The sequence below is a fragment of the Shinella sp. WSJ-2 genome, from assembly GCF_003432075.1.
Taxonomy (GTDB): Bacteria; Pseudomonadota; Alphaproteobacteria; order Rhizobiales; family Rhizobiaceae; genus Shinella.
Map to the genome: position 1 here is coordinate 643,023 of NZ_QWBU01000001.1, position 22,159 is coordinate 665,181.

Sequence of the window (22,159 nt, forward strand, 5' to 3'; positions counted from 1 at the left end):
GCGATCCGCAGCGTCACGGATGCGGCAATACCGGCAGCGAGAGCGGCGCGAGCTCCGAAGCCGGGCGGCCGCGCGGATCGTTCGCCTGCAAACGGCGCACCGCGAAATCCTGCACCGCCTGCAATTCCGCGAGCGCACCATCGTAATCCACCCGCGTCGGCCGGTCGTTTTCCATCACGCAGGCGCCATCGACATAGACGGCCGCCACCGCGCGCTCGGCGGCGCAATGCAGCAGATTGCGCAGGGGATCATAGACCGGCTGCATGCCGGGATGCTTGAGATCGACCAGCGAGAAATCCGCCTTCGCCCCCTTGGCGATGCGGCCGATATCGCTGCGGCCAAGCGCTTTCGCGCCGGCAAGCGTCGCCACGTCGAAAATGTCCGCCGTCGAGACGTCGAACACCGTGCCGCCGGCGATGCGCGCATTGATCAGCGCCGTGCGCATCTCTTCCAGCATGTTGAACGGGTAGCTGTCGGTGCCCAGCGCAACGTTGACGCCGCTCCGGCGATAGCGGCCAACCGATTGCAGCACCATGCCGCTGCGCGCGAAAGTGACGGGGCAATGGGCGACGCTGGTGCGGCTAGCCGCAAGACGCTCGAGATCATCGGCCGTGCGCTGGCGCGTCCAGCCATGGCTGTCGATGAAGATGCAATGGCCGAGAATGAGATCCGGGCCGAGAACGCCAAGCGTTTCGAGATAGCGCACGGCGGTCATTCCGTGACGGCGCAGCAGTTCCTCATGCTCGGCCATGGTCTGGGCAGCATGAATGGTGATCGGCACCTTGCGGTCGCGCGCGGCCTGGGCCGCTTCCTGCAACAGGTCCGGCGAGCAGGTCTCGACCTGCGCGGGGGCGACGATACCGCCGAGCCGGCCGGACGGGTGAGCCTCCGCCGCATCGACCGTTTCCAGCGCGCGCGCAAAGGCCTCGCGGCCGCGCACGGCATCCCAACGGAAATCGAGACGGTGGCTGCCCTCGACATGCCAGGCCGCCTCGCGGAAACCGGGGGCGACATAGGCACGCGCACCGCTCTCCGCCAGTGTCGGCAGCCAGCAGTCATGCGGGCCCGCAATGTCGACGAAGGTGGTGACGCCGCTGCGCAGAAGATCGCCGAGCATCACCGTCAGCGCCGCCTGCACCGCATCGTCGCCGATCTCGATCAGCGTCGAATATTCGTACATCGCCTGCCCCCAGAGGGCCGCCGTGCCCTGGTCCTCGAACAGGCTTTTCGAAATCGGCTCGTCGCCGGAATGGCAGTGCACATTGACGAAGCCCGGCAGGACCATGCGGTCGCGGCCGGAGATTTCGCGCGTGAACGGGCCGTCGTAACGGCCGCCGACATGCAGGAAGCCGCTGTCGTCGAAGGCGACGTCGGCATCGTTGAGATAGGCATGGCCGCCGGTCGCCGCGTCGAAGGCGACGACGGTGTGGGCGTTTCGGATGACGGTGATGTTAGGCATGGGTCGTCCTGAAATGTTTTTCGAGGAAACGGCTATAGGCACCCATCAGGGCACTGAAGGTGAAATAGACGGCAGCGGCGACGAGATAACCTTCGAGCACCGCGATGCCCTGCCATCCCGGGTCGCGGATGGCGGAGCGCACCGTATCGAGAAAATCGACGAGGCCGACGATGGTGACGAGCGTCGTATCCTGGAAGAAGCCGATGAACAGGCCGACCATCGGCGGAATGACCTTCTTCAGCGCCTGCGGCAGTACGATCTTGCGCATGACCTGCCAGTAATGCAGGCCGAGCGATTTTCCGGCCTCGACCTGCCCCGCCGGTACGTCCTGCAATCCGCCGCGCACGATCTCGGCGATATAGGCCGAGGCGAAGAGGATGATCGCCACCTGGGCACGCAGCAGTTTGTCTATCGTCACGCCATCGGGCATGAAAAGCGGCAGCATGACCGTCGCCATGAAGAGGATGCTGATCAGCGGCACACCGCGCACGATCTCGATGAAGCCGACGGCCAGCACCCGGATCGCCGGCAGGTTGGACGCACGCGCCAAAGCCAGCACGATGCCGAGCGGCAGGGCGAGCGTCAGCCCGACGAAGGAGAGCATGAAGGAGAGCGGCAGGCCGCCCCAGTTCGACGTCGCGACCGGCGTGAGGCCGAAGACGCCGCCAGCCATGAGGATGTAGAGCACCGGCAGGATGACGACAATCCAGGCAATCAGCAGCCCGCGGCTCCAGAAGCGCGGCATCATGGAAAACAGGCAGGCGCCGAAGAGCAAAAGCAGCGCCGAAAGCGGCCGCCATTGCTCATCATAGGGATAGAAGCCGAAGAGCATGTAGCGCAGCTTCTGCGCCACGAAGGGCCAGCAGGCGCCGCCTACGCCCTTGCAGGCCTCGCCGTTGCCGGAAAAGACCGCATCGATGAACAGCCAGCCGATCGCGAGCTTGGCGACGAAGACGATCGCGACGATCGAGGCGATGCTGATGATGGTGTTGCCGGGCGTGCCGAAATAGGCGGAGAGTTTGCCCAAACGAGCGGCGGATGGAGCCGGCTGCGGCGGTGCGAGGGCCAGGGCTTGGACGTCGGTCATCTCAACGCTCCCTAAGCGCGACATGCGCATTGTACCAGTTCATGAGGAGCGAGATAGCAATAGACAGCGTGAGGTAAACGCCCATGAAGATCGCAATCGTTTCAATGGCCTGACCAGTCTGGTTCATGACGGTGTTGGAGACCATCACGAGATCCGGATAGCCGATGGCAATGGCCAGCGAGCTGTTCTTGAACACGGTGAGATAGGTGTTGGTAAGCGGCGGAATGATGATGCGTAGCGCCTGCGGCAGCACGACGAGCCGCATGGCTTTGCCGCGCGAGAGACCAAGCGCCGCCGAAGCCTCCCACTGCCCCTTGTTAACGGCCTGGATGCCAGCACGCACAATTTCCGCGACATTGGCCGAAACGCTGAGCGCAAGACCGAAGAGCAGCGCCACGAATTCCGGCCGCACATGCAGCCCGCCCGTCAGGCGGAACTTGCCGGCCGTCGGGAAATCCCAGCTCACGGCGACGCCGTTCGCCAGCCACAGCAGCAGCGCCGGCAGGACGAGCACGGCGAGCGCGATAAGGCCACCATGGTTGGACTGGCCGGTCGTCACGCGGCGGCGGGTCGAAATGATGCGAATGACGAGCGCCGCGACGGCGCCCCCCAGCAGGCAGGCGAGAAGCGCCAGTCCGCCGCTTTCGACAAGGGCTGCCGGCACGACGAGGCCGCTGTTGGAGAGATAGACGCCCGGCAGCAGGTGCAGCGCCTGCTTGACCGGCGGCAGGATCAGGATGATCAGCGAATACCACAGGAAGAGATAGAGCAGCAGCGGCACGTTGCGCAAAAGCTCGACATAGACGAGCGCGAGTCGTGCCAAAAGCGGATTGTGCGAGAGCCGCGCAATGCCCACGCCGAGGCCGAGCACCGTGCCGAAGATCGCCGCCAGCAGCGACACCTTCACCGTATTGGCGATGCCGACAAGGATCGCCCGGCCGACCGTATCCGTCTGCTCGAAGGCGATGGCCGATTCCGTGATGACGAAGCCGGCCGGCCGCGTCAGGAAATCGAAGCCGGTCGCGATGTTCTGTTTGGCCAGGTTGCCGCTCGCCGTGGAAAACATCGTCCAGCCGATCAGGGCAACGAACCCGATCGCGACGATCTGGTAGAAATAGGCGCGAAAGCGCATGTCATGCAGGAAAGCCATGAAACCTCGCCGCCATGTCAAGAAATGATGAGGGCGCGCGCACCGCCATGCGCGCGCCCGGATGATCGCTCAGAAAAGGAAAGCGATCAGCGGATCGGCGGCGAGTAGATCAGGCCGCCGGCATTCCACAGCGCGTTCGGGCCGCGCGTCATGCCGAGCTTGGTGCCCTGGCCGACGTTACGCTCGAAGACTTCGCCGTAATTGCCGACGCTCTTGACGATGTTGTAGCCCCACTTGTTGTCGAGGCCGAGCATCTTGCCGAGCTCTTCGGTGGCGCCGAGCATGCGCTGCACGTCCGGATCCTCGCTCTTCAGCTTTTCGTCGACATTGGCCTGGGTGATGCCCTTCTCTTCAGCGGCCATCAGCATCCAGACCGACCAGGAAACGATGTCGCCCCACTGGGAATCGTTCTGGCGGAAGGCCGGCGCCAGCGGCTCCTTGGAGATCGTGTCGGGCAGGACGACATAGTCATCCGGGTTGTTGGCGACGGCGCGGATCGACGCGAGGTCGGAACGATCTGACGTGATCGCTTCGCAGCGGCCCGAGAAGAAGGCGGCGCGGTTTTCATCCGGGCTTTCGAAGACGACCAGCTCGAACTTGCCCTTGATGGCAGCGAAGAAGTCGGAAATGTTCTGCGCCGTCGTGGTGCCCGGCAGGGTGCAGATCGCGGCTTCCGTCAGCTCCTTGGCGCTGGTGACGCCGAGCGACTTCGGCACCATCAGGCCCTGGCCGTCATAAAACACCGTCGGACCGAAATCGAGGCCGAGCGAGGCGTCGCGCGAGAAGGTGTGCGTGGTCTGGCGCGAGAGAACGTCGATCTCGCCGGACTGCAGCGCCTGGAAACGCGTATTGATATTGGTCGGGACGAATTCGACCTTGTCGCCATCGCCGAAGACGGCAGCGGCGATCGAGCGGCAGATGTCGGCGTCAAAACCCTGCATCCGGCCCTTGTCGTCGGGAGCGGCAAAGCCCGGCGTTGCCAGCGAAACGCCGCAGACGAGCTTGCCGCGCGCCTTGACGGTTTCGAGCGTGGTGGCGGCCGAGGCCGAACCGGCGGCCGCAAGGCCGAGCGCGGCCGCGAAGATCGAAAGAAGTGCCTGTTTCATGCTTCCCCTCCCATTGGGTGTTGGTTGGACCGGTGACGCCGCCCTCCAGCAGCCCCTCCGATCAACGTCGTCAGGATTGTGTACAATGCAAAAAACCACACATCAACTGATACGTATATAAAATCTCCGTCATCCCGCATAATGAATCGTGGGCAATCGTCATTACCACATGACGGATTTGCATCAAGGATGCCCAGCGGCCAGCCCATTGCCGCGCAGCGGCGTCGCGGGGAGCAGATCTCTATGTGGAAGCGTGCGCATGAGATAGAATGCCAGACAACATGGTATACAATAATTGTCATACGAGTACATCGCTACCTTGCTTTCCAGGCAGCGGGCCGCGACCCGAATGTTCCTACCGACACGACGATCGAGAACATGAAACGGCATCGCCGCAACCTCTATGCGAAGCTCGACGTCAGCTCGCAAGTCTCGCTATTTTCACCGTTCCTTGATGCTGTCTGCTCGGTCAGAAGCCACGACGCTGGTTGGCCATAGCAACCTGCGGAAGTGCTCCCGCAAAAGACCTGATTTTTTCGTGAACCGGCAGGAACAATCGAAGCCTCTACCGGTTCAAGGCCCGTACCATGATGATTGGGCGTGATCGCACATGACGGAACAGTCTAAGCTCTTTCCCGAACACCGCAGGCTTTCGGGGGAGCGCTACACAATCGAAACTTTCCGCACGGCCTACGACCTTTCCGGGGCAGAGGCCAAGCGGCTCTTCGAAAAATTCGGCCCCTCGAAACGAGAGCTCGATCTCTTGATGCGCGCGCGCCGTGATCCGGCGCAATTCCTCAATTTCTAAGGAACGATCATGACGAAGAACGATGCGCAGAAACCGTCCTCTTCCGATAAGAGCAAGGTCGAAACCGACGCCACGCTGAAAACGGAAGACGAAAAAATCAAGCGCGAGCAGGCGACCAAGCCCGCGCTGATGCCGATCGGCGATCCCTCGGGGGCGGCCTGAACGGCCGCCCGCCTTCTCGTCAGGCCGCAGCAGCCAGTCCCTCGCGCGTCTTGGGCATGGGCCTGAAGGTCATCGCGATCAGGAAGGCTCCGAGGCCGATGCCGCAGGAGCCGACATAGAGCCAGGTGTAGCTGGCGAAGGTATCGTAGATCAGGCCGCCCGCGACCGGCCCCAGCGCCATGCCGAGGCTCGCCGCCATGGCCGTGCCGCCGATCACCGTGCCCATCAGCCGTAATGGAAAGTTCTCACGCGCGATCACCGCGTAGAGCGGCATGACGCCGGCATAGATAAAGCCGAAAATCCCCGCCACGAGATAGAACGACGCCAGTCCTCCGGCAAAGATATAGGCGAGCGCGCCAAGCGACTGCGCGAGAAGCCCGAGCACGAGAATGTGCTTGGCGCCGAACCTGTCACCGAGAAGCCCGAAAACAACCCGGCCGCCCATGCCGGCAAGCCCCTCCACGGAATAGATGGTGACGGCCGCGATCATCGGGATGCCGCAAGTGATGGCATAGCTCACCGTATGGAAGATCGGCCCCGAATGGGTGGCGCAGCAAAAGAAGTTGGTCAGGCAGAGAATGATGAATTGCGGCGAGCGCAACACGTCGCGGGTCGTCATCCCACCCTGCGGCTCTTCCGCGGCGGCAAGCGTATCGTTGCCCGCTTCCAGCGCCGGCGGGCGACGGATCAAAAGTGAGGCGGGGATCATCACCACGGCGACAACCACGGCAATGATCTGCATCGACGTGCGCCAGTCATGGCCGGACACCAGCCAGGCGGCGAAGGGGGACATGGTCATCGGCGCCATGCCCATGCCGGCGGAGACCAGCGAGACGGCAAGGCTGCGATGCGTATCGAACCAGCCGGTGACGCAGGCCATCATCGGCGCGAAGACGGCGGCGGCCGCCGCCCCGACAACCAAACCGAAGGTGAACTGGAAGGCGATGAGCGAGGTCGCGACGCTTGCGCCGGCTAGGCTTGCGGCCAGCAGCACCGAGCCCGTCAGCACGACGGGCCGCGGCCCCCAGCGATCGGACAGACTGCCCCAGACCATGCTGGCGAAGGCCATGGAGAGAAAGCCGATGGTCATGGCGGTTGAAATACCGGTCACCGACCAGCCGGTCTCCTTGGAAATCGGCAGCAGGAACACCGGCAGCGAGAACATGGCGCCGATGGCGATGCAGCCGAGCAGGCCGCCCGCCGCCACGATCACCCAGCGATAATGCGTATGGATCATTGTCATCTCCTTCGCGGTTTCCCGGCCCGGCCGGAACCGCCCCAAACCTGATACTGATCGCGCCGCCCAGTCCCTGTCTCGAAAGCAAGGACAGGCGCGCACTCTACACCTTCCCGAAGCGGGCTGAAGCAGGAAGACATCAGCACATTCTCCCGGCCCGCCTCTCTGAAAGACGCTGTCATTTTCCGTTTCCGACATCGGCCGCGTGAAATTTTGCGCTTTCGCAAAACCTGTCCCGCTGCCATCTATTGCGAGCGCCTCGGGCGATCTCGTGCTCTGTGCGGATACGGCCTGATCAGATTAGGCGGCAGGCACCCGTAAGCGGGAGTGACAAGTGTGACGGGAATGCAATGGACTCGATGATCACTGCCGCCGCCCGCGCGCTTGCCGCCGGCGATCCGCTCGGCGCGCTAAACCGCGTGGCCCTGCGCGACGATGCCCCGGCGCTCGCGCTGCGCGGCATCGCGATGGCGCAGCTCGGCGATCTCGACCGGGCGAAAACCCTGCTGAAAAGCGCCATCACTGCCTTCGGCCCGCGCGAAACGGTGGCGCGGGCGCGCTGCATCGTGGCGGAAGCGGAGGTCGCGCTTGCCGGTCGTGACCTCACCTGGCCGGTCAAGGCGCTCGAGGCCGCCGGCGAAACGCTTGCCGCCCATGGCGACAGCCTCAACGCCGCCCATGCCCGCACCCTTGCCATTCGCCGCCTGCTGCTCATCGGCCGGCTGGACGAGGCGGGCACCCGGCTTGCCGAAACCGACCCCGCCACTCTCGTCGCCCCGCTACGCGCCGCCCACGAACTCGCCGCCGCCGGCATCGCCATCCGCCGGCTGCGCACGAAAGCGGCGCGGGACGCCTTCGCCCGCGCGATCGATGCCGCCCGGCAGGCCGGCATCCCGGCGCTGCTGCACGAAATCGAACTCGCCGCGACGGTGCTAGAAAAGCCTGCCGCACGGGCAATCGCCAACGGCGTGGAACAGGCCCTGCTGCCCGACGACGTGGAAGCGCTCTTTGCCGGCAAGGCGCTGATCATCGATGCCTGCCGCCATGTCGTGCGCTGTGAGGGGGCCACCCTGTCGCTTGCCACGCGCCCCATCCTGTTTTCGCTGCTGCGCACGCTGGCCGAGGCCTTGCCCGGCGATGCCAGCCGGGAACAACTGCTCTTCAATGCCTTCCGCGCCCGCCATGCCGATGAATCGCACCGCGCCCGCCTGCGCGTGGAAATGGGCCGGCTGCGCGCCGAACTCGCGCTCTTGGCCGGGATCGAGGCGACCAAGCACGGCTTCGTTCTTGCGCCGCTCGGCGGCCGGCCGGTGACGGTGCTGGCGCCGCCGCTGGAGGAGCCGCACGCCGATATTCTCGCGCTGTTTGCCGATGGCGAGGCCTGGTCGAGCTCGGCGCTAGCCATTGCGCTCGGTACCAGCGCCCGCACCGTGCAGCGCGCCTTGGAACAGCTCCATGCGGCGGGGAAAGTGCAGGCGATCGGCAGCGGGCGGGCGCGGCGCTGGCTCACGCCGACACCGGGCGCCTTCTCGACACTCTTGTTACTCCCGGCTCCGCTTCCGGACGACTAAGATTGCGATCATCAACGATCCCAAGGAGATGACGATGACGACTTCGCAAGCCCAGATCCTGCGCGAATACGGCCCCTTCCCCGATGTGGAACAGGTGGGCGGCGTGACCTATGACGGCAAGAAGGTGTGGTTTGCCGTCGGCGACCGGATCAATGCCCTCGACCCCGACAATGGCGAGGTGGTCGGCGCCATCGCGCTCGCCGCCCATGCCGGCACCGCCTATGACGGCCGCCACCTCTTCCAGATCTCCGAGGATGTCATCCACAAGATCGACCCCGCCTCCGGCGCGGTGCTCTCCACCATTCCCGCCCCCGGCAAGGGCGGCGATTCCGGCCTCACCTGGGCGGAGGGATCGCTGTGGGTCGGCGAGCATCGCAGCCGAAAAATCCACCAGATCGACCCGCAAGACGGCAGGATCCTGCGTACCATCGAAAGCAACCGCATGGTGACGGGCGTCACTTGGGTGGATGGCGAATTCTGGCACGGCACCTGGGAGGGAGACGAGAGCGACATCCGCCGGATCGATCCCGAAACCGGCGCGGTGCTGGAAACGCTCGTCATGCCTGAGGGCACGGCGGTCTCCGGCCTTGAATCCGATGGCGGCGAACGCTTCTTCTGCGGCGGCGGACGCAGCGGAAAAGTCCGCGTCGTCCGCCGTCCGGAACGTGCGTAAGCTTTATAGGCCGTGGGTGCCGTCGTAGCCATTGACCGGCGGCGGCGCCCAGCCTGCGGGCAAGCCCTTGGGCTTGTAGATCTCGACGACCATGGGATGGCAGGCCGCGGTGTCGGAAGAATGCTCAGCCGAGCAATCGCCGCCGGGGCAGGCCGACATGCAGCCCAGAAGATCGATCTCGGCGAAGAACTCCAGATAGTCGCCCGGCCGTACCGGGCTCGCCTTCATGAAATACTGGCCGGTGTCGCGGGTGAAGCCCGTGCACATGAAGACGTTCAGCACGTCATGTACATAGGTCTCCGCCTCGCGCGGCGCCATGCCGGTCTTCTTGGCAAAGGCGCGCGTCAGGTTGGAATGGCAGCAATGGTGGTACTGGCCGCCATGGCTGAGCAGATTGTGCGTATAAGGATCGCAGCGCGTGCCGATCACGTCATGCACCGCGCCGCCGAATTCGTCGAAGCCGTACCAGTCGAGCGTGTCATGCGTGATTGTCGCGATGGGGCGCAGATAGGGGAAGTTCGAGAAGAGCTGGTCGCCGAGGCCGACATGGGTGCCGTTCAGCGCCCGCGTCTTGCCGGTGTAAAGGCGTTCCTTGAGATCGTTAGCATTGAAGAGGTTGAGGTCGCCGACCTGTGGGCCTTCCGAACAGACGATGCGGCAGAAGTGCCCCGCCGGTACCGACCAGGTCGCGGCCTCGCGCGGCGGCACGACCACGGTTTCGACCAGCGTGAGGTCGTCCCGTAGCGCACGATAGGTCGACAGATCCGGGCGCGGCAGCGTCTCGACTGGGTAGCAGACAACCGGCCTGATCGCCTTGCGGGTGTTCGCATCGGCAGGGGCCGCGGTTATCGGATCTGGCTTCATGAAAATCCTCCCTCTCGTCCCCGGCGGCGCGCTCCGAACGGTGCTGCATGCCCCGAAGAAATCCACTTTTGTTGAATAACAGAAATGCTATTGTTCAACAAGATCGAATTCATGCGTAACACCGCGATCCCGGCGGCTTTCCGCTAGCCGCTCTCCTTTACCGTCTCCATCGCCACATTGGTCGAGGTGTTGGCAACATAGGGCAGGTTTGAAATCCGCTCGCCCAGCACCAGCCGGTATTTCTTGATGTCGCGCGTGCGGATCTTCAGGAGATAGTCGAAGCGGCCGGCGATCATGTGGCATTCCTCCACTTCGCGGATCTTCTTCACCGCGTTGTTGAAGCTGGTCAGCGCCGCCTCATGCGTATGGGTCAGCTTCACCTCGGCGAAGGCGATATGGTCGAGATTCATTTTCGACGGGTTCAGGATCGCCTTGAAGCCCTGGATGAAGCCTTCCGCAATCAGCCGCTTGAAGCGATTCTGGCACGGCGTCTTGGAAAGACCGACTTTCTCGGCGAGCTCCGCGACCGAGATACGGCCGTTCTGCCCGAGTTCCTCAAGGATTTTCCGGTCAAAGCTGTCCAACGACCCATCAGGCTGCAAATTCTCGATCAATCGGACCTCCATTCGGCGAAAAATAGACCCATATAGCCTAATTCATCCAAATATGAAGTCCATCTGTTTTCGGACCTCATGATATCAATTGCGCCCAGTTTCCCGGAATGAACACACCGAAACGGTCGCCGGCAGAGCCCGTCGGCGACGGCAGCATTCCGGGCCGAAGACAGGGGGAGATGGGATGCAAGACAAGAACTTCGATGCTAGCATGCCGGCGGACCTGATCCGCCACTACAAGCCGCTCGCCATCCGGGCCGTCGTGGCGGCCTGCAGCGTCAGGGCGGAACGGTCCGAAGGCGACCGCGCAAGCGTGATGTTTGCCGGCGCGACCGAGATCGACCACGCCCCGTTCCGGGACGAGCATGCCCCTGCCTTCATCCGCTGATCCCTTCAGACACCGAACGCTTCTCATAGGTCCTTCCATGCAGAACCCCTTCTCCGATTTCGCCCCGCCAATCCGTCCGCAGAGCGCGTTGCGCCAGGCCATCACGGCCGCCTATCGCCGCCCCGAGACCGAGTGCCTGCCGCCGCTGGTCGCAGCCGCCCGTGTTTCCGAGCGTGAGCGCTACGACATCCGCAACACCGCCCGCACGCTGATCGAGGCGCTTCGCGCCAAGCACAAAGGCACGGGCGTCGAGGGGCTGGTGCAGGAATATTCGCTGTCGAGCCAGGAGGGCGTGGCGCTGATGTGCCTTGCCGAGGCGCTGCTGCGCATTCCGGACACCGACACGCGCGACGCGCTGATCCGTGACAAGATCGCCGAGGGTGACTGGACCTCCCATATCGGCGGCGGCAAGTCGCTGTTCGTCAACGCCGCGACCTGGGGCCTCGTTGTCACCGGCAAGCTGACCTCCACCGTCAACGACCGTGGCTTGTCCGCCGCCCTGACGCGCCTCATCGCCCGCGCCGGCGAGCCGGTCATCCGCCGCGGCGTCGATATGGCCATGCGCATGATGGGTGAGCAGTTCGTCACCGGTGAGACCATCGAGGAGGCGCTGAAGCGCTCCAAACCGCTGGAAGCCCGCGGCTTCCGCTATTCCTACGACATGCTCGGCGAGGCCGCCACGACCTCGGCCGATGCCGAGCGCTACTACCGCGACTACGAGAACGCCATCCACGCCATCGGCAAAGCCTCCGGCGGGCGCGGCATCTATGAAGGCCCCGGCATCTCCATCAAGCTCTCGGCGCTCCACCCGCGTTACAGCCGCACGCAGACCGCCCGCGTGATGGGCGAGCTGCTGCCGAAGGTCATCAAGCTCGCCGCACTCGCCAAGAGCTACGATATCGGCCTCAACATCGACGCCGAGGAAGCCGACCGTCTGGAACTGTCGCTCGATCTCTTGGAAAGCCTGTGCTTCGACGAAGCGCTGAAGGGCTGGAACGGCCTCGGCTTCGTCGTGCAGGCCTATGGCAAGCGCTGCCCCTTCGTGCTCGATTTCATCATCGATCTGGCCCGCCGCTCCGGCCGCCGCGTCATGGTGCGCCTCGTCAAGGGCGCGTACTGGGACGCAGAGATCAAGCGCGCCCAGCTCGATGGTCTCGAAGGCTTCCCGGTCTATACGCGCAAGATCTATACCGACGTCGCTTATGTCGCCTGCGCCCGCAAGCTGCTGGCCGCACCGGATGCGATCTTCCCGCAGTTCGCCACCCACAACGCCCAGAGCCTTGCCACGATCTACCAGCTCGCCGGCCCGGATTTCGCCGTCGGCAAGTATGAGTTCCAGTGCCTGCATGGCATGGGCGAACCGCTCTATGACGAGGTCGTCGGCAAGGAGAAGCTCGACCGCCCCTGCCGCATCTATGCGCCCGTCGGCACCCATGAGACGCTGCTCGCCTATCTCGTGCGCCGCCTGCTCGAGAACGGCGCCAACTCCTCCTTCGTCAACCGCATTTCCGACCCCAAGGTCTCGGTGGAATCGCTGATCGCCGACCCGGTCGAGATCGTTGCCGCCATGCCCGTCGTCGGCGCACAGCACGACCAGATCGCCCTGCCCGACCAGCTGTTCGGCCCCTCGCGCAAGAACTCCGCCGGTCTCGACCTGTCGAACGAAGAGACCCTCGTCGGCCTCTCGGCCGAACTCGCCGGCACCGCCGCGAAACAGTGGCACGCCGCCCCGCTTCTCGCGGATGGCAGCACTTCAGGCGAAACGCAGGACGTGCTGAACCCCGCCGATCACCGCGATATCGTCGGCCGCGTCACCGAGGCGAAGGCCGAGGATGCCGCCCGCATCGTCGCCATGGCCGCCGACAATGTCGCCAGCTGGTCCGCCGTCTCCCCCGCCGACCGCGCCGCCTGCCTCGACCGCGCCGCCGATATCATGCAGGCGCGCATCGAACCGCTGATGGGCGTCATCATGCGCGAAGCCGGCAAGTCGGCGGCGAACGCCATCGGCGAAGTGCGCGAAGCCGTCGACTTCCTGCGCTACTATGCCGAACAGGCCCGCCGCACGCTTGGCCCCTCGCACCTGCCGCTCGGCCCGATCGTCTGCATCAGCCCGTGGAACTTCCCACTCGCCATCTTCACCGGCCAAGTCGCCGCAGCGCTCGTCGCCGGCAATCCGGTCATCGCAAAGCCCGCTGAAGAGACGCCCATCGTCGCCTATGAAAGCGTGAAGATCCTGCACGAGGCCGGCGTTCCCGTCGGCGCCCTGCAGTTCACGCCCGGTGCCGGCGCCCTCGGTGCGGCCCTCGTCGGCGCCGACAAGACGGCCGGCGTCATGTTCACCGGCTCGACGGAAGTCGCCCGCCTCATCCAGGCGCAGCTTGCCGAACGTCTTTCGGCCGGCGGCAAGCCGATCCCGTTGATCGCCGAAACCGGCGGCCAGAACGGCATGATCGTTGATTCCTCCGCACTCGCCGAACAGGTCGTCGCCGACGTCATCGCCTCCTCCTTCGACAGCGCCGGCCAGCGCTGCTCGGCGCTACGCGTGCTGTGCCTGCAGGACGACGTCGCCGACCGCACGCTCGCCATGCTGAAGGGCGCGCTCCAGGAACTGACGCTCGGCCGCACCGACAGCCTGAATGTCGATATCGGCCCTGTTATCACAGGCGAAGCGCGCGACAATATCGTCGGCCATATCGAGCGCATGCGCGGCCTCGGCAACAAGGTCGAGCAGCTGCCGCTGCCGGCCGCCGCCGAACACGGCACCTTCGTCGCGCCGACCATCATCGAGATCAAGAAGCTCGCCGATCTCCAGCGCGAAGTCTTCGGCCCCGTTCTGCACGTCATCCGCTTCCGCCGCGCCGATCTCGACCGGCTGATCGACGACATCAACGCCTCGGGCTACGGCCTGACCTTCGGCCTGCACACGCGCCTCGACGAGACGATCGCGCATGTCACCAGCCGCATCAAGGCGGGCAATCTCTATGTGAACCGCAACATCATCGGCGCCGTGGTCGGCGTGCAGCCCTTCGGTGGCCGCGGCCTCTCCGGCACCGGCCCCAAGGCGGGCGGCCCGCTCTATATCGGCCGTCTCGTGCAGAAGGCCCCGGTGCCGCCGCAGCAGGATTCGGTGCATACCGACCAGGCGTTGCGCGACTTCATCTCCTGGCTCGACCGCAAGGGCAAGGCTGCGGAAGGCGAAACCGCCCGCAGCTTCGCCAACCGCTCGGCGCTCGGCCTGGTGCGCGAACTCGCCGGCCCCGTCGGCGAACGCAACCTCTATGCCCTGCATGCCCGCGGCAATGTGCTGCTCGTGCCGAAGACGGAAGCCGGCCTGCTGCGCCAGGTCGCCGCCGGTCTCGCAACGGGTAACATGCTTGCCATCGACAATGCCGCTGCGCTGAAGCCGGTACTTGCCGACCTGCCCGCCTCCGTCGCCGCCCGCCTTAGCTGGACGACCGACTGGGCCAAGGACGGCCCCTTCGCCGGCGCGCTGGTGGAAGGCGATGCGGAGGCGGTTCGCGCCGTCAACCGCAAGATCGCCGCCCTGCCCGGCCCGCTCGTTCTGGTACAGGCCGCAACGACCGAGGAGCTGCTGAGCGACCCGGAGGCCTATTGCCTCAACTGGCTGCTGGAGGAGGTCTCGACCTCGATCAACACCGCCGCCGCCGGCGGCAATGCCAGCCTGATGGCCATCGGCTGATAGCCAATCCCTCCATCTCAAGCAAAGGCCCGCTCACGCGGGTCTTTGTGTATCTTGCGCGTAAAATCGCCAGTACCCCTCCCGCCCCGGCGATGTTGCGATAAGGTGCGCCATCGAAACGGGAGAATCCGCATGCATCTCGCAAGTCCAATCGTTGCGCGTCCGGCCGGCAGGAGTGCCGCGTGACCGTCACCGATTTCGCGACCCGCACCTACGATCACAATTTCCGGCTCGACCCGATCGTGCGCAGCCTGCTCGATACGGACTTCTACAAGCTGCTGATGCTGCAGATGATCCGGCAGCTCCATCCGGATGTGAACGCGACCTTTTCCCTGATCAACCGCACGAAGAGCGTGCGGCTCGGCGAGATCATCGACGAGGGGGAACTGCGCGCCCAGCTCGACCATGCCCGCAGCCTGCGCTTCACCAAGAAGGAGCTGATCTGGCTCGCCGGGAACAGCTTTTACGGCCGGGCGCGGATGTTCGGCCCGGATTTCATCGCCTGGCTTGCCGCCTTCCAGCTGCCGGACTACGAATTGCGCAAGGCCGACGGGCAGTATGAACTGCATTTCGACGGCCCTTGGACCCACACGATGATGTGGGAGATACCGGCGCTAACCATCATAAACGAAATGAAATCGCGTGCCGCCATGCGCGACAAAGGCCGTTTCGCGCTCGATGTGCTCTATGCACGCGCCAAGGCACGGCTCTGGGAAAAGGTCGAGCGCCTGAGGCTCCTGCCCGATCTCGTCATCTCCGATTTCGGCACGCGCCGCCGGCACGGTTTTTTGTGGCAGCGCTGGTGCGTAGAGGCCTTGAAGGAAGGGCTTGGCGAGCGCTTTATCGGCACGTCGAACGTGCTGCTCGCCATGGACGCCGATCTGGAAGCCATCGGCACCAATGCGCATGAACTGCCGATGGTCGCCGCCGCCCTCGCAAAGGACGACGCGTCGCTCGCCCGCGCGCCCTATCAGGTGCTGGAGGAATGGCGCCAGCACTATAACGGCAACCTGCTGATCGCCCTTCCCGACGCCTTCGGCACCACCGCCTTCCTCGCCAACGCGCCGGACTGGGTCGCGGACTGGACCGGCTTCCGCCCGGACAGCGCGCCACCGATCGAAGGCGGCGAGCAGATCATCCGCTGGTGGCAGGAGAAGGGCCGCGACCCGCGCGAAAAACTGCTGATCTTCTCCGACGGCATGGATGTCGACACGATCGAGGAGACCTACCGGCATTTCCACGGCCGCGTGCGCATGAGCTTCGGCTGGGGCACCAACCTCACCAACGATTTCCGCGGTTGCGACCCGGATGGCGGCAACGGTCTCGATCCGATCTCGCTGGTCTGCAAGGTGACGAGCGCCAACGGCCGCCCGGCGGTCAAGCTGTCGGACAATCCGTTGAAGGCGACCGGCGATCGCCACGAAATCGAACGCTACCGCCGCGTCTTCGGCACGGATGTGCAGGAGGCGCGGCCGGTCGAGGTTTAGGACGGGGCAGCCTTGCGTGCTTCGCCGGCCGCAGCGATGCTCGACAAAGCCGAGCGGATGGCGGAAGGCGACGAGGCTTTCGCCAGCGCGCAAGTGGCCGTCGAAAGCGAGCCCACGCGGATCGACCGCCCGCCGCGCGCATTGGCCAGGGCAAACATGGTCTCGTCCGTCAGGTCGTCGCCGATGGTGATCGGCAGGCGGCCGGTAAAGGCGGGCTCTTCGAGATAGGCCGCCACGGCATCGCCCTTGTCGGCGCGGGCCGGGCGGATTTCGAAAACCATCTTGCCGGGCTGCAGCACCCAGTCCGGCCCGGCCTCCTCGGCGAAAGACTTCATGATACCTTCCAGCGCCGTGTCGAACGCAGGTGCCAATCGATAATGCGCGGCCACGGCCGCTCCCTTGTCTTCGATCAGCACACCCTCCATCCAAGCCGTCTGCTCGACCAGACGATGCTTCATCGAAACGAAAGCCGGCGTCGGCGCGGCAACGGTCAATTGCCCGTCGGCGCTGCGGAATTCGGCGCCATGCAGACCGGCGATCGGGAAACGGCAGGGCGCAAACAGCGCATCGGCATAGAGCAGGCTGCGACCCGTCACCAGCGCAAGCGCGCCTTTGAGACGGTTGGCGACGGCCTGCAGATCGCTGGCGAGAGACAGCGGCACCTGGATGGCATCCGGCGTCGCCGCGAGATCCAGAAGCGTTCCGTCGATATCGAGAAACAGCGCCCAGCGGTCTGGCTCGTCGACCAGGCGGCGCACCAGATGGCGGGTGGCGGCATCCGATGGCCGCAATTTTTCGAGCTCGTCCATCGCCTTGCAAGTAGATCGCGACGTGGGGCTGGCAAGAGCCGGCAGGAACAAGTTTTCGCGCGCCGCATTGTGCCCTTCGCCACACAATCGCAGCAAGGGAGCCGCCATGGGCCATGGGAAAGCACGAGGGAACACCGACAACGACGCCCCCGTCATGCACGGTGCCAACGACCTGCCAACGGTAACCGTCGCCAGCTACAATCTCGAAACGCGCGACAAGCAGGGCTTCATCGGCGACCGCGCCAACAAATCCGCTTTCCGTGATGCAATCGAGGCCTGGCGCATACGTGTTCGCAACGGAGGTGAGGATCCACTGGGTGAGGTTGCGACAAGCTCGCTTTCCAAGAAGGAAATCGATGCGCTGCTGAAGGAAGAGGAGACGGAGGCGGCAGCACTCGTGCGCGCAGCAACTGACGATTTCGCCACAGCACTCACCGATGTGCTGGCGCGCTATCTCAAGGAGGATGCGTGGAAGGGTGTGCAACGGATCGCCGTCGGCGGCGGGTTCAGGGACAGCGCGGCCGGACTGATGGCGATCGCCCGCGCCCAGTTGCTGCTGAAGGCTGAGGGCGTCAAGGTCGCGCTGACACCGATTGCCCATCATCCGGATGAGGCAGGCCTCATCGGCGCCGTCCATCTGATCCCCTCCTGGATGCTGAAGGGGCATGACGCGATCCTGGCCGTGGATATCGGCGGCACCAACATCCGCGCCGGCGCCGTCAAGCTGAACCTCGACGACGCAAAGGACTTCGGCAAGGCCAAGGTCTGGAAATCGGAACTTTGGCGTCACGCCGACGACGAACCGAAGCGCACAGCGACCATCGAATATCTCGTGCGCATGCTCGAAACGCTGATCGGCAAGGCGAAGAAGGCCAAGCTCGCGCTCGCCCCGGTCATCGGGATCGGTTGCCCCGGCATCATCGCGTCGGATGGATCGATCGCGCGTGGCGGCCAGAACCTGCCAGGCGGCAACTGGGAAAGCACGCATTTCAACCTGCCGGAGGCGCTGCGCAAGGCAATCCCCGAGATCGACGAACAACCAACCTTTGTCATCATGCACAACGATGCCGTGGTTCAGGGGCTCTCAGAAGTGCCGCGCATGGCCGATTGCAAGGCTTGGGCCGCCGTGACGATCGGCACGGGCCTCGGCAATGTCAGCTTCCTTAACAAGAAGGACTGATATCAAAAGCGAATATGAAAAAGCCGCCCGGAGGCGGCTTTTCCGTTCAATTGAGGGTGGACCACTCCTGGCGCACCGTATCCGCGTCCTTGTTGAGATGCACATGGGCATCGACGTGGTCGACCCAGTCCAGCGGGATGAGATGGTGCTTGCCATCTTCGGAATCGGTCCGGGTCAGCTTGATGCGGCTTTCGCCCTCCATATGGTCGACGGTACCGACGTGGCGGCCATCGGCCGCACGGACTTCCATATGTTCGCGAATTTCATTTGCAGCGACCATTGTCGTTCTCCTTTGGTGAACTTGCCGCGGGACAACGGCCGAAACCCACCCAAGGTTCCGGAATCGCGCATTGTCGAGACATTGACGCAACCTGTGATACGTGGGCAGAAGTCGGCCAACGTCGTGCTGACGGGCAGGCAGCTGTTCCCTCGGGAACACGATGAGGCCCCTGCTTGTGAGCAGATGCCATCACGGCGGGAATGAACTCGCCACCGAACTGCGGCGGCTAGACCTCCAACGTTTATGCAGCACTTTCAACCATCTGCGCCGCGGATGGCGGGTGGTCGCTGTTGTCGCAAACACAGATCATGGGTGAGCAAAATGGCAACGAAATACGGAACGGACGCATCGGAAACGCTGACCGGCGGCCTTGACCAGGATTACATCTACGGCCTGGGCGGTCACGACAAGATCTACGGCCTGTTCGCACGCGACAACCTGTCGGGCGGCGACGGCAACGACACGCTGAGCGGCGGCTTCCAGGACGATGCGCTCTATGGCGACCTCGGCACGGATACGCTGTCGGGCGGTCAGGGCGACGACACCCTTTCGGGAGGCGCCGGCGCCGATACGATGTCCGGCGGTCTAGGCGATGACCGCTTCACCGATTACGCCATCGGCGACTGGAAGGGTGACGTCGTCGACGGCGGCCTTGGCATCGACACGGTCGACATCAACCTGCAATACAACACGGCCGGCATCAAATTCACGGTGCAGGATCCGACAAAGTCGGTCAGCATGTTCGGCTTCAACGTCAAGAACATCGAGCAATACTGGATCTCGGCCACCAATTTTGCCGACACGCTGACCGGCGGCCAATGGAACGACCGCTTCTACGGGCAGGACGGGAATGACATATTGTCCGGCAATGGCGGCAACGACACCCTCGACGGCGGCGCCGGCAAGGACACGCTCTCGGGCGGCCAGGGTGACGATTATCTTTATGGCCGCGACGGCGAAGACAAACTCGACGGCAGCTATGGTGACGATGACATGCAGGGCGGCGCCGGCAACGACACCCTCATCGGCGGCAATGGCGACGATGCGCTCTACGGCGACGACGGCAATGACGTGCTCTCCGGCGGAAACGGCAACGACTACCTCTGGGCCGGCGAAGGCAACGACACGCTGAACGGCGGCGCGGGTGAGGACTACATCATCACCGGCAGCGGCAAGAACACGGTGAATGCTGGCGATGGCAATGACGAAATCCTCATCACCCTGGGGGATGGCGCGGACAAGATCGACGGCGGCGCCGGCATCGACGAGATCGAGATCCGCAACATCTCGGGCAACTTCACCGCCAAGGCCTCGACGGTCGTCAACACGCTCGCCGACGGCACGACCATCGTCAATGTCGAGAATTACGATCTCTACGGCACGAACGACAAGAACACGATCGTCACCCTGGGCGGCAAGGACCACATCGTTACTTATGATGGCGACGACACGGTCAAGGCTGGCGCGGGCGACGATTCCATCGACGGCGGTGCGGGCAACGATAAGCTCTATGGCGAAGCGGGCAACGACACGATCTTCGCCGGCTCCGGCAAGGACGCGATCGACGGCGGTTCGGGCACCGACACGGTTTACATCGACGTCTACAGCTACCAGACGATCAACTACACGTTCGACGTCGTCAACGGCAAGGGAACGCTTTCGAACGGCACCTATGCGCAGAACACCGAGATCTTCAACGTCTTCACCTCCGCCTATGGCGACGACGTCCTCAAAGCTGGCGATGCCAAGAGCGTCTGGTTCAAGTCCTACAGCGGCAATGACCAGCTCTACGGCAGCGCCGGCGACGACCTGCTCGACAGCGGTCTCGGCAATGACAAGATCGTCGCCGGCAAGGGTGACGACGTGCTGTACGATCTCGGCGGCAACAACAACCTCTCGGCCGGCGACGGTGACGACGAGGTGCATCTGTCGATCTTCGAGGCCCATGCCGGCGGGGACACGACGACGCTCGATCTGGGCGCAGGCAACGACAGCGTGGAGTTCAATGCCGGCCTAGGCTACACCTTCGGCAAGCTCAATGCCGACGGCGGCACCGGCACCGACCTCGCCGTCATCGACCGTAACGAGACCACCAAGGCCCTCACCTTCACGTTGAGCGCCAATGCCACGCTCGTCAACGGCGATGTCACGCTGAAGAATTTCGAGCGCATCTACATCACCGGCGGCTCCGGCGCCGACAAGTTCACCGGCGGCAACCTGTCGGATTCGCTCTCGGGCAACGACGGCAACGACACGCTTGTCGGGCTTGGCGGCGACGACTGGATCTACGGCGGCAACGGCCGCGACACGCTGAAGGGCGGAGACGGTTCCGATACGATCTGGGCGGCCGGTTCAAATGGCGACACGGATGCCGACACCATCGATGCGGGCGCCGGCAACGACTACGTCCACATCAACAGCGGCGATACCGCAATCGGCGGCGCTGGCGCGGATACGGTCTATGTCGATGTCTCCTCGCTGACGAGCGGCGTCAAGTTCACCTTCGGCACCGGCACGGTTAAGGTCAACGGCAGCACCTCCTTCTCCGGCATGGAAATGCTCGACTTCACCGGCACGAAGGGCAACGACGTCGTGACCGGCGGCACGGGCAGCGACACCCTGCGCGGCAATGCCGGCAACGACACGCTCAACGGCGGCGGTGGCAAGGACTTTCTCTATGACGACGCCGGCAACGACACCCTGCTGGGCGGCGCAGGAGACGATGCGCTCACCCGTAACGAGTTTACCGGCAAGGATGTCTTCGACGGCGGCTCCGGCGTCGATACGTTGTACTTCAACTACTACGGCTATGATGCTTCGGTTAAACTCGACCTGCTTGACAACACAAAGAACGACGGCCTTGCCCTCGGCTTGACGGTCAAGAACATCGAACGGATCTGGGGAACGAGCCAGGACGACGACATCAGGGGCTCGAATGCCAGCGAATGGATGTACGGCGGCAGCAAGGACGATATCCTGCAGGGCCGCGGCGGCGACGATACGCTGATCGGCGGTTCCGGCGGCGATCAGCTCACGGGCGGGGCGGGTAAGGACACGTTCCAGTTCAACTATCTCACCGATGGTGGCGACCAGATCACCGACTTCAAGCGCGGCGAAGACAAAATCGCCATCGACGACACCGCCTTCGGTATCAAGGCCGGAAGTACGATTAAGCTTGTGCTCGCCGACGACGCCGTCTTCACGACATCAGGCCCGACGTTCCTCTACGAAAAGGATACGCACCGGCTCTGGTTCGACGCCGACGGCAAGGGCGGCGACAAGGAATCCGTCCTGCTTGCGACCCTGGACAACGTGACGACCCTCTCCACCAGCGATTTCCTTCTGGTCTGATAGCAGCCCATTGCCAACCCGCTGATTACGCCCTGCGCTCTTCGAACGCGTGCTGCCAAGGAAGCCCGCGTTCGAGTGTTTCAACACAAGACATCCGTCAAAATCATTGTTGGTATTTTCCTCAAACAGCGAATCACGCCAACAAACGGCCAGACAAAGCGCCGAAACCCATTGAAAAACCGCGATTATCTCGCATCCCATCATCCAAGCTGGACTATATTGGATGATGGGGA

At 64.0% G+C, this 22,159-nt stretch carries 18 protein-coding genes; 9 read left to right on the forward strand and 9 right to left on the reverse strand.

Annotated elements, in window-relative coordinates:
- Positions 1-13: 13 nt before the first annotated feature.
- The 4 genes from D0Y60_RS03060 to D0Y60_RS03075 form a co-directional block, all read right to left on the reverse strand.
- Positions 14-1,459 (reverse strand): amidohydrolase family protein, encoded by a 1,446-nt coding sequence (locus tag D0Y60_RS03060; RefSeq protein WP_117366649.1) that lies wholly within the window; start codon positions 1,457-1,459, stop codon positions 14-16.
- Positions 1,452-2,546, reverse strand: coding sequence for an amino acid ABC transporter permease (locus tag D0Y60_RS03065; RefSeq protein ID WP_117366650.1), 1,095 nt, complete (start codon positions 2,544-2,546; stop codon positions 1,452-1,454). Before D0Y60_RS03065 ends, D0Y60_RS03060 begins: the two co-directional genes overlap by 8 nt.
- Position 2,547: 1 nt before the next feature.
- Positions 2,548-3,696 (reverse strand): ABC transporter permease subunit, encoded by a 1,149-nt coding sequence (locus D0Y60_RS03070; RefSeq protein WP_117366651.1) that lies wholly within the window; start codon positions 3,694-3,696, stop codon positions 2,548-2,550.
- An 86-nt stretch (positions 3,697-3,782) separates the two neighbouring features.
- Positions 3,783-4,802, reverse strand: a complete 1,020-nt coding sequence (locus D0Y60_RS03075) for an amino acid ABC transporter substrate-binding protein (RefSeq protein ID WP_117366652.1) — start codon at positions 4,800-4,802, stop codon at positions 3,783-3,785.
- A 610-nt stretch (positions 4,803-5,412) separates the two neighbouring features.
- On the opposite strand from D0Y60_RS03075, the gene D0Y60_RS03080 reads away from it, so the two are divergent.
- Positions 5,413-5,610 carry a hypothetical protein gene (locus D0Y60_RS03080; RefSeq protein ID WP_117366653.1) on the forward strand — a complete coding sequence of 66 codons (198 nt, stop codon included), beginning with the start codon at positions 5,413-5,415 and terminating at the stop codon, positions 5,608-5,610.
- 9 nt (positions 5,611-5,619) lie between these two features.
- Positions 5,620-5,772 carry a hypothetical protein gene (locus tag D0Y60_RS24675; protein ID WP_158565388.1) on the forward strand — a complete coding sequence of 51 codons (153 nt, stop codon included), beginning with the start codon at positions 5,620-5,622 and terminating at the stop codon, positions 5,770-5,772.
- A 19-nt stretch (positions 5,773-5,791) separates the two neighbouring features.
- On the opposite strand, the gene D0Y60_RS03085 is transcribed toward D0Y60_RS24675, so the two are convergent.
- The gene (locus tag D0Y60_RS03085) at positions 5,792-7,009 is read right to left on the reverse strand and encodes an MFS transporter (RefSeq protein WP_117366654.1); all 1,218 of its coding nucleotides are present in this window, start codon (positions 7,007-7,009) and stop codon (positions 5,792-5,794) included.
- 350 nt (positions 7,010-7,359) lie between these two features.
- Between D0Y60_RS03085 and D0Y60_RS03090 the strand changes: the two genes are divergently transcribed.
- Both D0Y60_RS03090 and D0Y60_RS03095 read left to right on the forward strand, forming a co-directional pair.
- Entirely contained in the window at positions 7,360-8,580 is a 1,221-nt protein-coding gene (locus D0Y60_RS03090; RefSeq protein ID WP_117366655.1) for a helix-turn-helix domain-containing protein, read from the forward strand.
- Between the two features lie 34 nt (positions 8,581-8,614).
- On the forward strand, positions 8,615-9,253 hold the full coding sequence (locus tag D0Y60_RS03095; protein ID WP_117366656.1) for a PQQ-binding-like beta-propeller repeat protein: 639 nt from the start codon (positions 8,615-8,617) through the stop codon (positions 9,251-9,253).
- Positions 9,254-9,256: 3 nt separating this feature from the next.
- On the opposite strand, the gene D0Y60_RS03100 is transcribed toward D0Y60_RS03095, so the two are convergent.
- Both D0Y60_RS03100 and D0Y60_RS03105 read right to left on the reverse strand, forming a co-directional pair.
- A complete protein-coding gene (locus D0Y60_RS03100; RefSeq protein ID WP_117366657.1) occupies positions 9,257-10,117 on the reverse strand; it encodes a DUF1989 domain-containing protein in 861 nt (286 codons plus the stop codon).
- 143 nt (positions 10,118-10,260) lie between these two features.
- Positions 10,261-10,731 carry an Lrp/AsnC ligand binding domain-containing protein gene (locus D0Y60_RS03105; RefSeq protein ID WP_245409072.1) on the reverse strand — a complete coding sequence of 157 codons (471 nt, stop codon included), beginning with the start codon at positions 10,729-10,731 and terminating at the stop codon, positions 10,261-10,263.
- A 184-nt stretch (positions 10,732-10,915) separates the two neighbouring features.
- Here D0Y60_RS03105 and D0Y60_RS03110 point away from each other — a divergent pair, with 184 nt between their 5' ends.
- The 3 genes from D0Y60_RS03110 to pncB all read left to right on the forward strand — a co-directional run bounded on the left by D0Y60_RS03110 (position 10,916) and on the right by pncB (position 16,306).
- On the forward strand, positions 10,916-11,119 hold the full coding sequence (locus tag D0Y60_RS03110; RefSeq protein ID WP_117366659.1) for a hypothetical protein: 204 nt from the start codon (positions 10,916-10,918) through the stop codon (positions 11,117-11,119).
- A 37-nt stretch (positions 11,120-11,156) separates the two neighbouring features.
- The gene (putA, locus tag D0Y60_RS03115) at positions 11,157-14,819 is read left to right on the forward strand and encodes a trifunctional transcriptional regulator/proline dehydrogenase/L-glutamate gamma-semialdehyde dehydrogenase (protein ID WP_117366660.1); all 3,663 of its coding nucleotides are present in this window, start codon (positions 11,157-11,159) and stop codon (positions 14,817-14,819) included.
- A 182-nt stretch (positions 14,820-15,001) separates the two neighbouring features.
- Complete coding sequence (gene pncB, locus D0Y60_RS03120; protein WP_117366661.1) at positions 15,002-16,306, forward strand: nicotinate phosphoribosyltransferase; 1,305 nt, start codon at positions 15,002-15,004, stop codon at positions 16,304-16,306.
- On the opposite strand, the gene otsB is transcribed toward pncB, so the two are convergent.
- Complete coding sequence (otsB, locus tag D0Y60_RS03125) at positions 16,303-17,115, reverse strand: trehalose-phosphatase (RefSeq protein ID WP_117366662.1); 813 nt, start codon at positions 17,113-17,115, stop codon at positions 16,303-16,305. The genes pncB and otsB overlap by 4 nt on opposite strands.
- Positions 17,116-17,221: 106 nt before the next feature.
- On the opposite strand from otsB, the gene D0Y60_RS03130 reads away from it, so the two are divergent.
- A complete protein-coding gene (locus D0Y60_RS03130; protein WP_117366663.1) occupies positions 17,222-18,295 on the forward strand; it encodes an ROK family protein in 1,074 nt (357 codons plus the stop codon).
- 46 nt (positions 18,296-18,341) lie between these two features.
- Here D0Y60_RS03130 and D0Y60_RS03135 read toward each other — a convergent pair whose 3' ends face one another.
- Positions 18,342-18,575 carry a DUF2171 domain-containing protein gene (locus tag D0Y60_RS03135; protein ID WP_117366664.1) on the reverse strand — a complete coding sequence of 78 codons (234 nt, stop codon included), beginning with the start codon at positions 18,573-18,575 and terminating at the stop codon, positions 18,342-18,344.
- Positions 18,576-18,896: 321 nt separating this feature from the next.
- On the opposite strand from D0Y60_RS03135, the gene D0Y60_RS24965 reads away from it, so the two are divergent.
- Positions 18,897-21,926 carry a calcium-binding protein gene (locus D0Y60_RS24965; RefSeq protein WP_158565390.1) on the forward strand — a complete coding sequence of 1,010 codons (3,030 nt, stop codon included), beginning with the start codon at positions 18,897-18,899 and terminating at the stop codon, positions 21,924-21,926.
- Positions 21,927-22,159: the final 233 nt, after the last annotated feature.

Coding starts and splice junctions, on each gene's coding strand:
- D0Y60_RS03060 (WP_117366649.1), bottom strand. CDS start 1,459: ATGCCTAACATCACCGTCATCCGAAACGCCCACACCGTCGTCGCCTTC.
- D0Y60_RS03065 (WP_117366650.1), bottom strand. CDS start 2,546: ATGACCGACGTCCAAGCCCTGGCCCTCGCACCGCCGCAGCCGGCTCCA.
- D0Y60_RS03070 (WP_117366651.1), bottom strand. CDS start 3,696: ATGGCTTTCCTGCATGACATGCGCTTTCGCGCCTATTTCTACCAGATC.
- D0Y60_RS03075 (WP_117366652.1), bottom strand. CDS start 4,802: ATGAAACAGGCACTTCTTTCGATCTTCGCGGCCGCGCTCGGCCTTGCG.
- D0Y60_RS03080 (WP_117366653.1), top strand. CDS start 5,413: ATGACGGAACAGTCTAAGCTCTTTCCCGAACACCGCAGGCTTTCGGGG.
- D0Y60_RS24675 (WP_158565388.1), top strand. CDS start 5,620: ATGACGAAGAACGATGCGCAGAAACCGTCCTCTTCCGATAAGAGCAAG.
- D0Y60_RS03085 (WP_117366654.1), bottom strand. CDS start 7,009: ATGATCCATACGCATTATCGCTGGGTGATCGTGGCGGCGGGCGGCCTG.
- D0Y60_RS03090 (WP_117366655.1), top strand. CDS start 7,360: ATGGACTCGATGATCACTGCCGCCGCCCGCGCGCTTGCCGCCGGCGAT.
- D0Y60_RS03095 (WP_117366656.1), top strand. CDS start 8,615: ATGACGACTTCGCAAGCCCAGATCCTGCGCGAATACGGCCCCTTCCCC.
- D0Y60_RS03100 (WP_117366657.1), bottom strand. CDS start 10,117: ATGAAGCCAGATCCGATAACCGCGGCCCCTGCCGATGCGAACACCCGC.
- D0Y60_RS03110 (WP_117366659.1), top strand. CDS start 10,916: ATGCAAGACAAGAACTTCGATGCTAGCATGCCGGCGGACCTGATCCGC.
- putA (WP_117366660.1), top strand. CDS start 11,157: ATGCAGAACCCCTTCTCCGATTTCGCCCCGCCAATCCGTCCGCAGAGC.
- otsB (WP_117366662.1), bottom strand. CDS start 17,115: ATGGACGAGCTCGAAAAATTGCGGCCATCGGATGCCGCCACCCGCCAT.
- D0Y60_RS03130 (WP_117366663.1), top strand. CDS start 17,222: ATGGGCCATGGGAAAGCACGAGGGAACACCGACAACGACGCCCCCGTC.
- D0Y60_RS03135 (WP_117366664.1), bottom strand. CDS start 18,575: ATGGTCGCTGCAAATGAAATTCGCGAACATATGGAAGTCCGTGCGGCC.
- D0Y60_RS24965 (WP_158565390.1), top strand. CDS start 18,897: ATGGCAACGAAATACGGAACGGACGCATCGGAAACGCTGACCGGCGGC.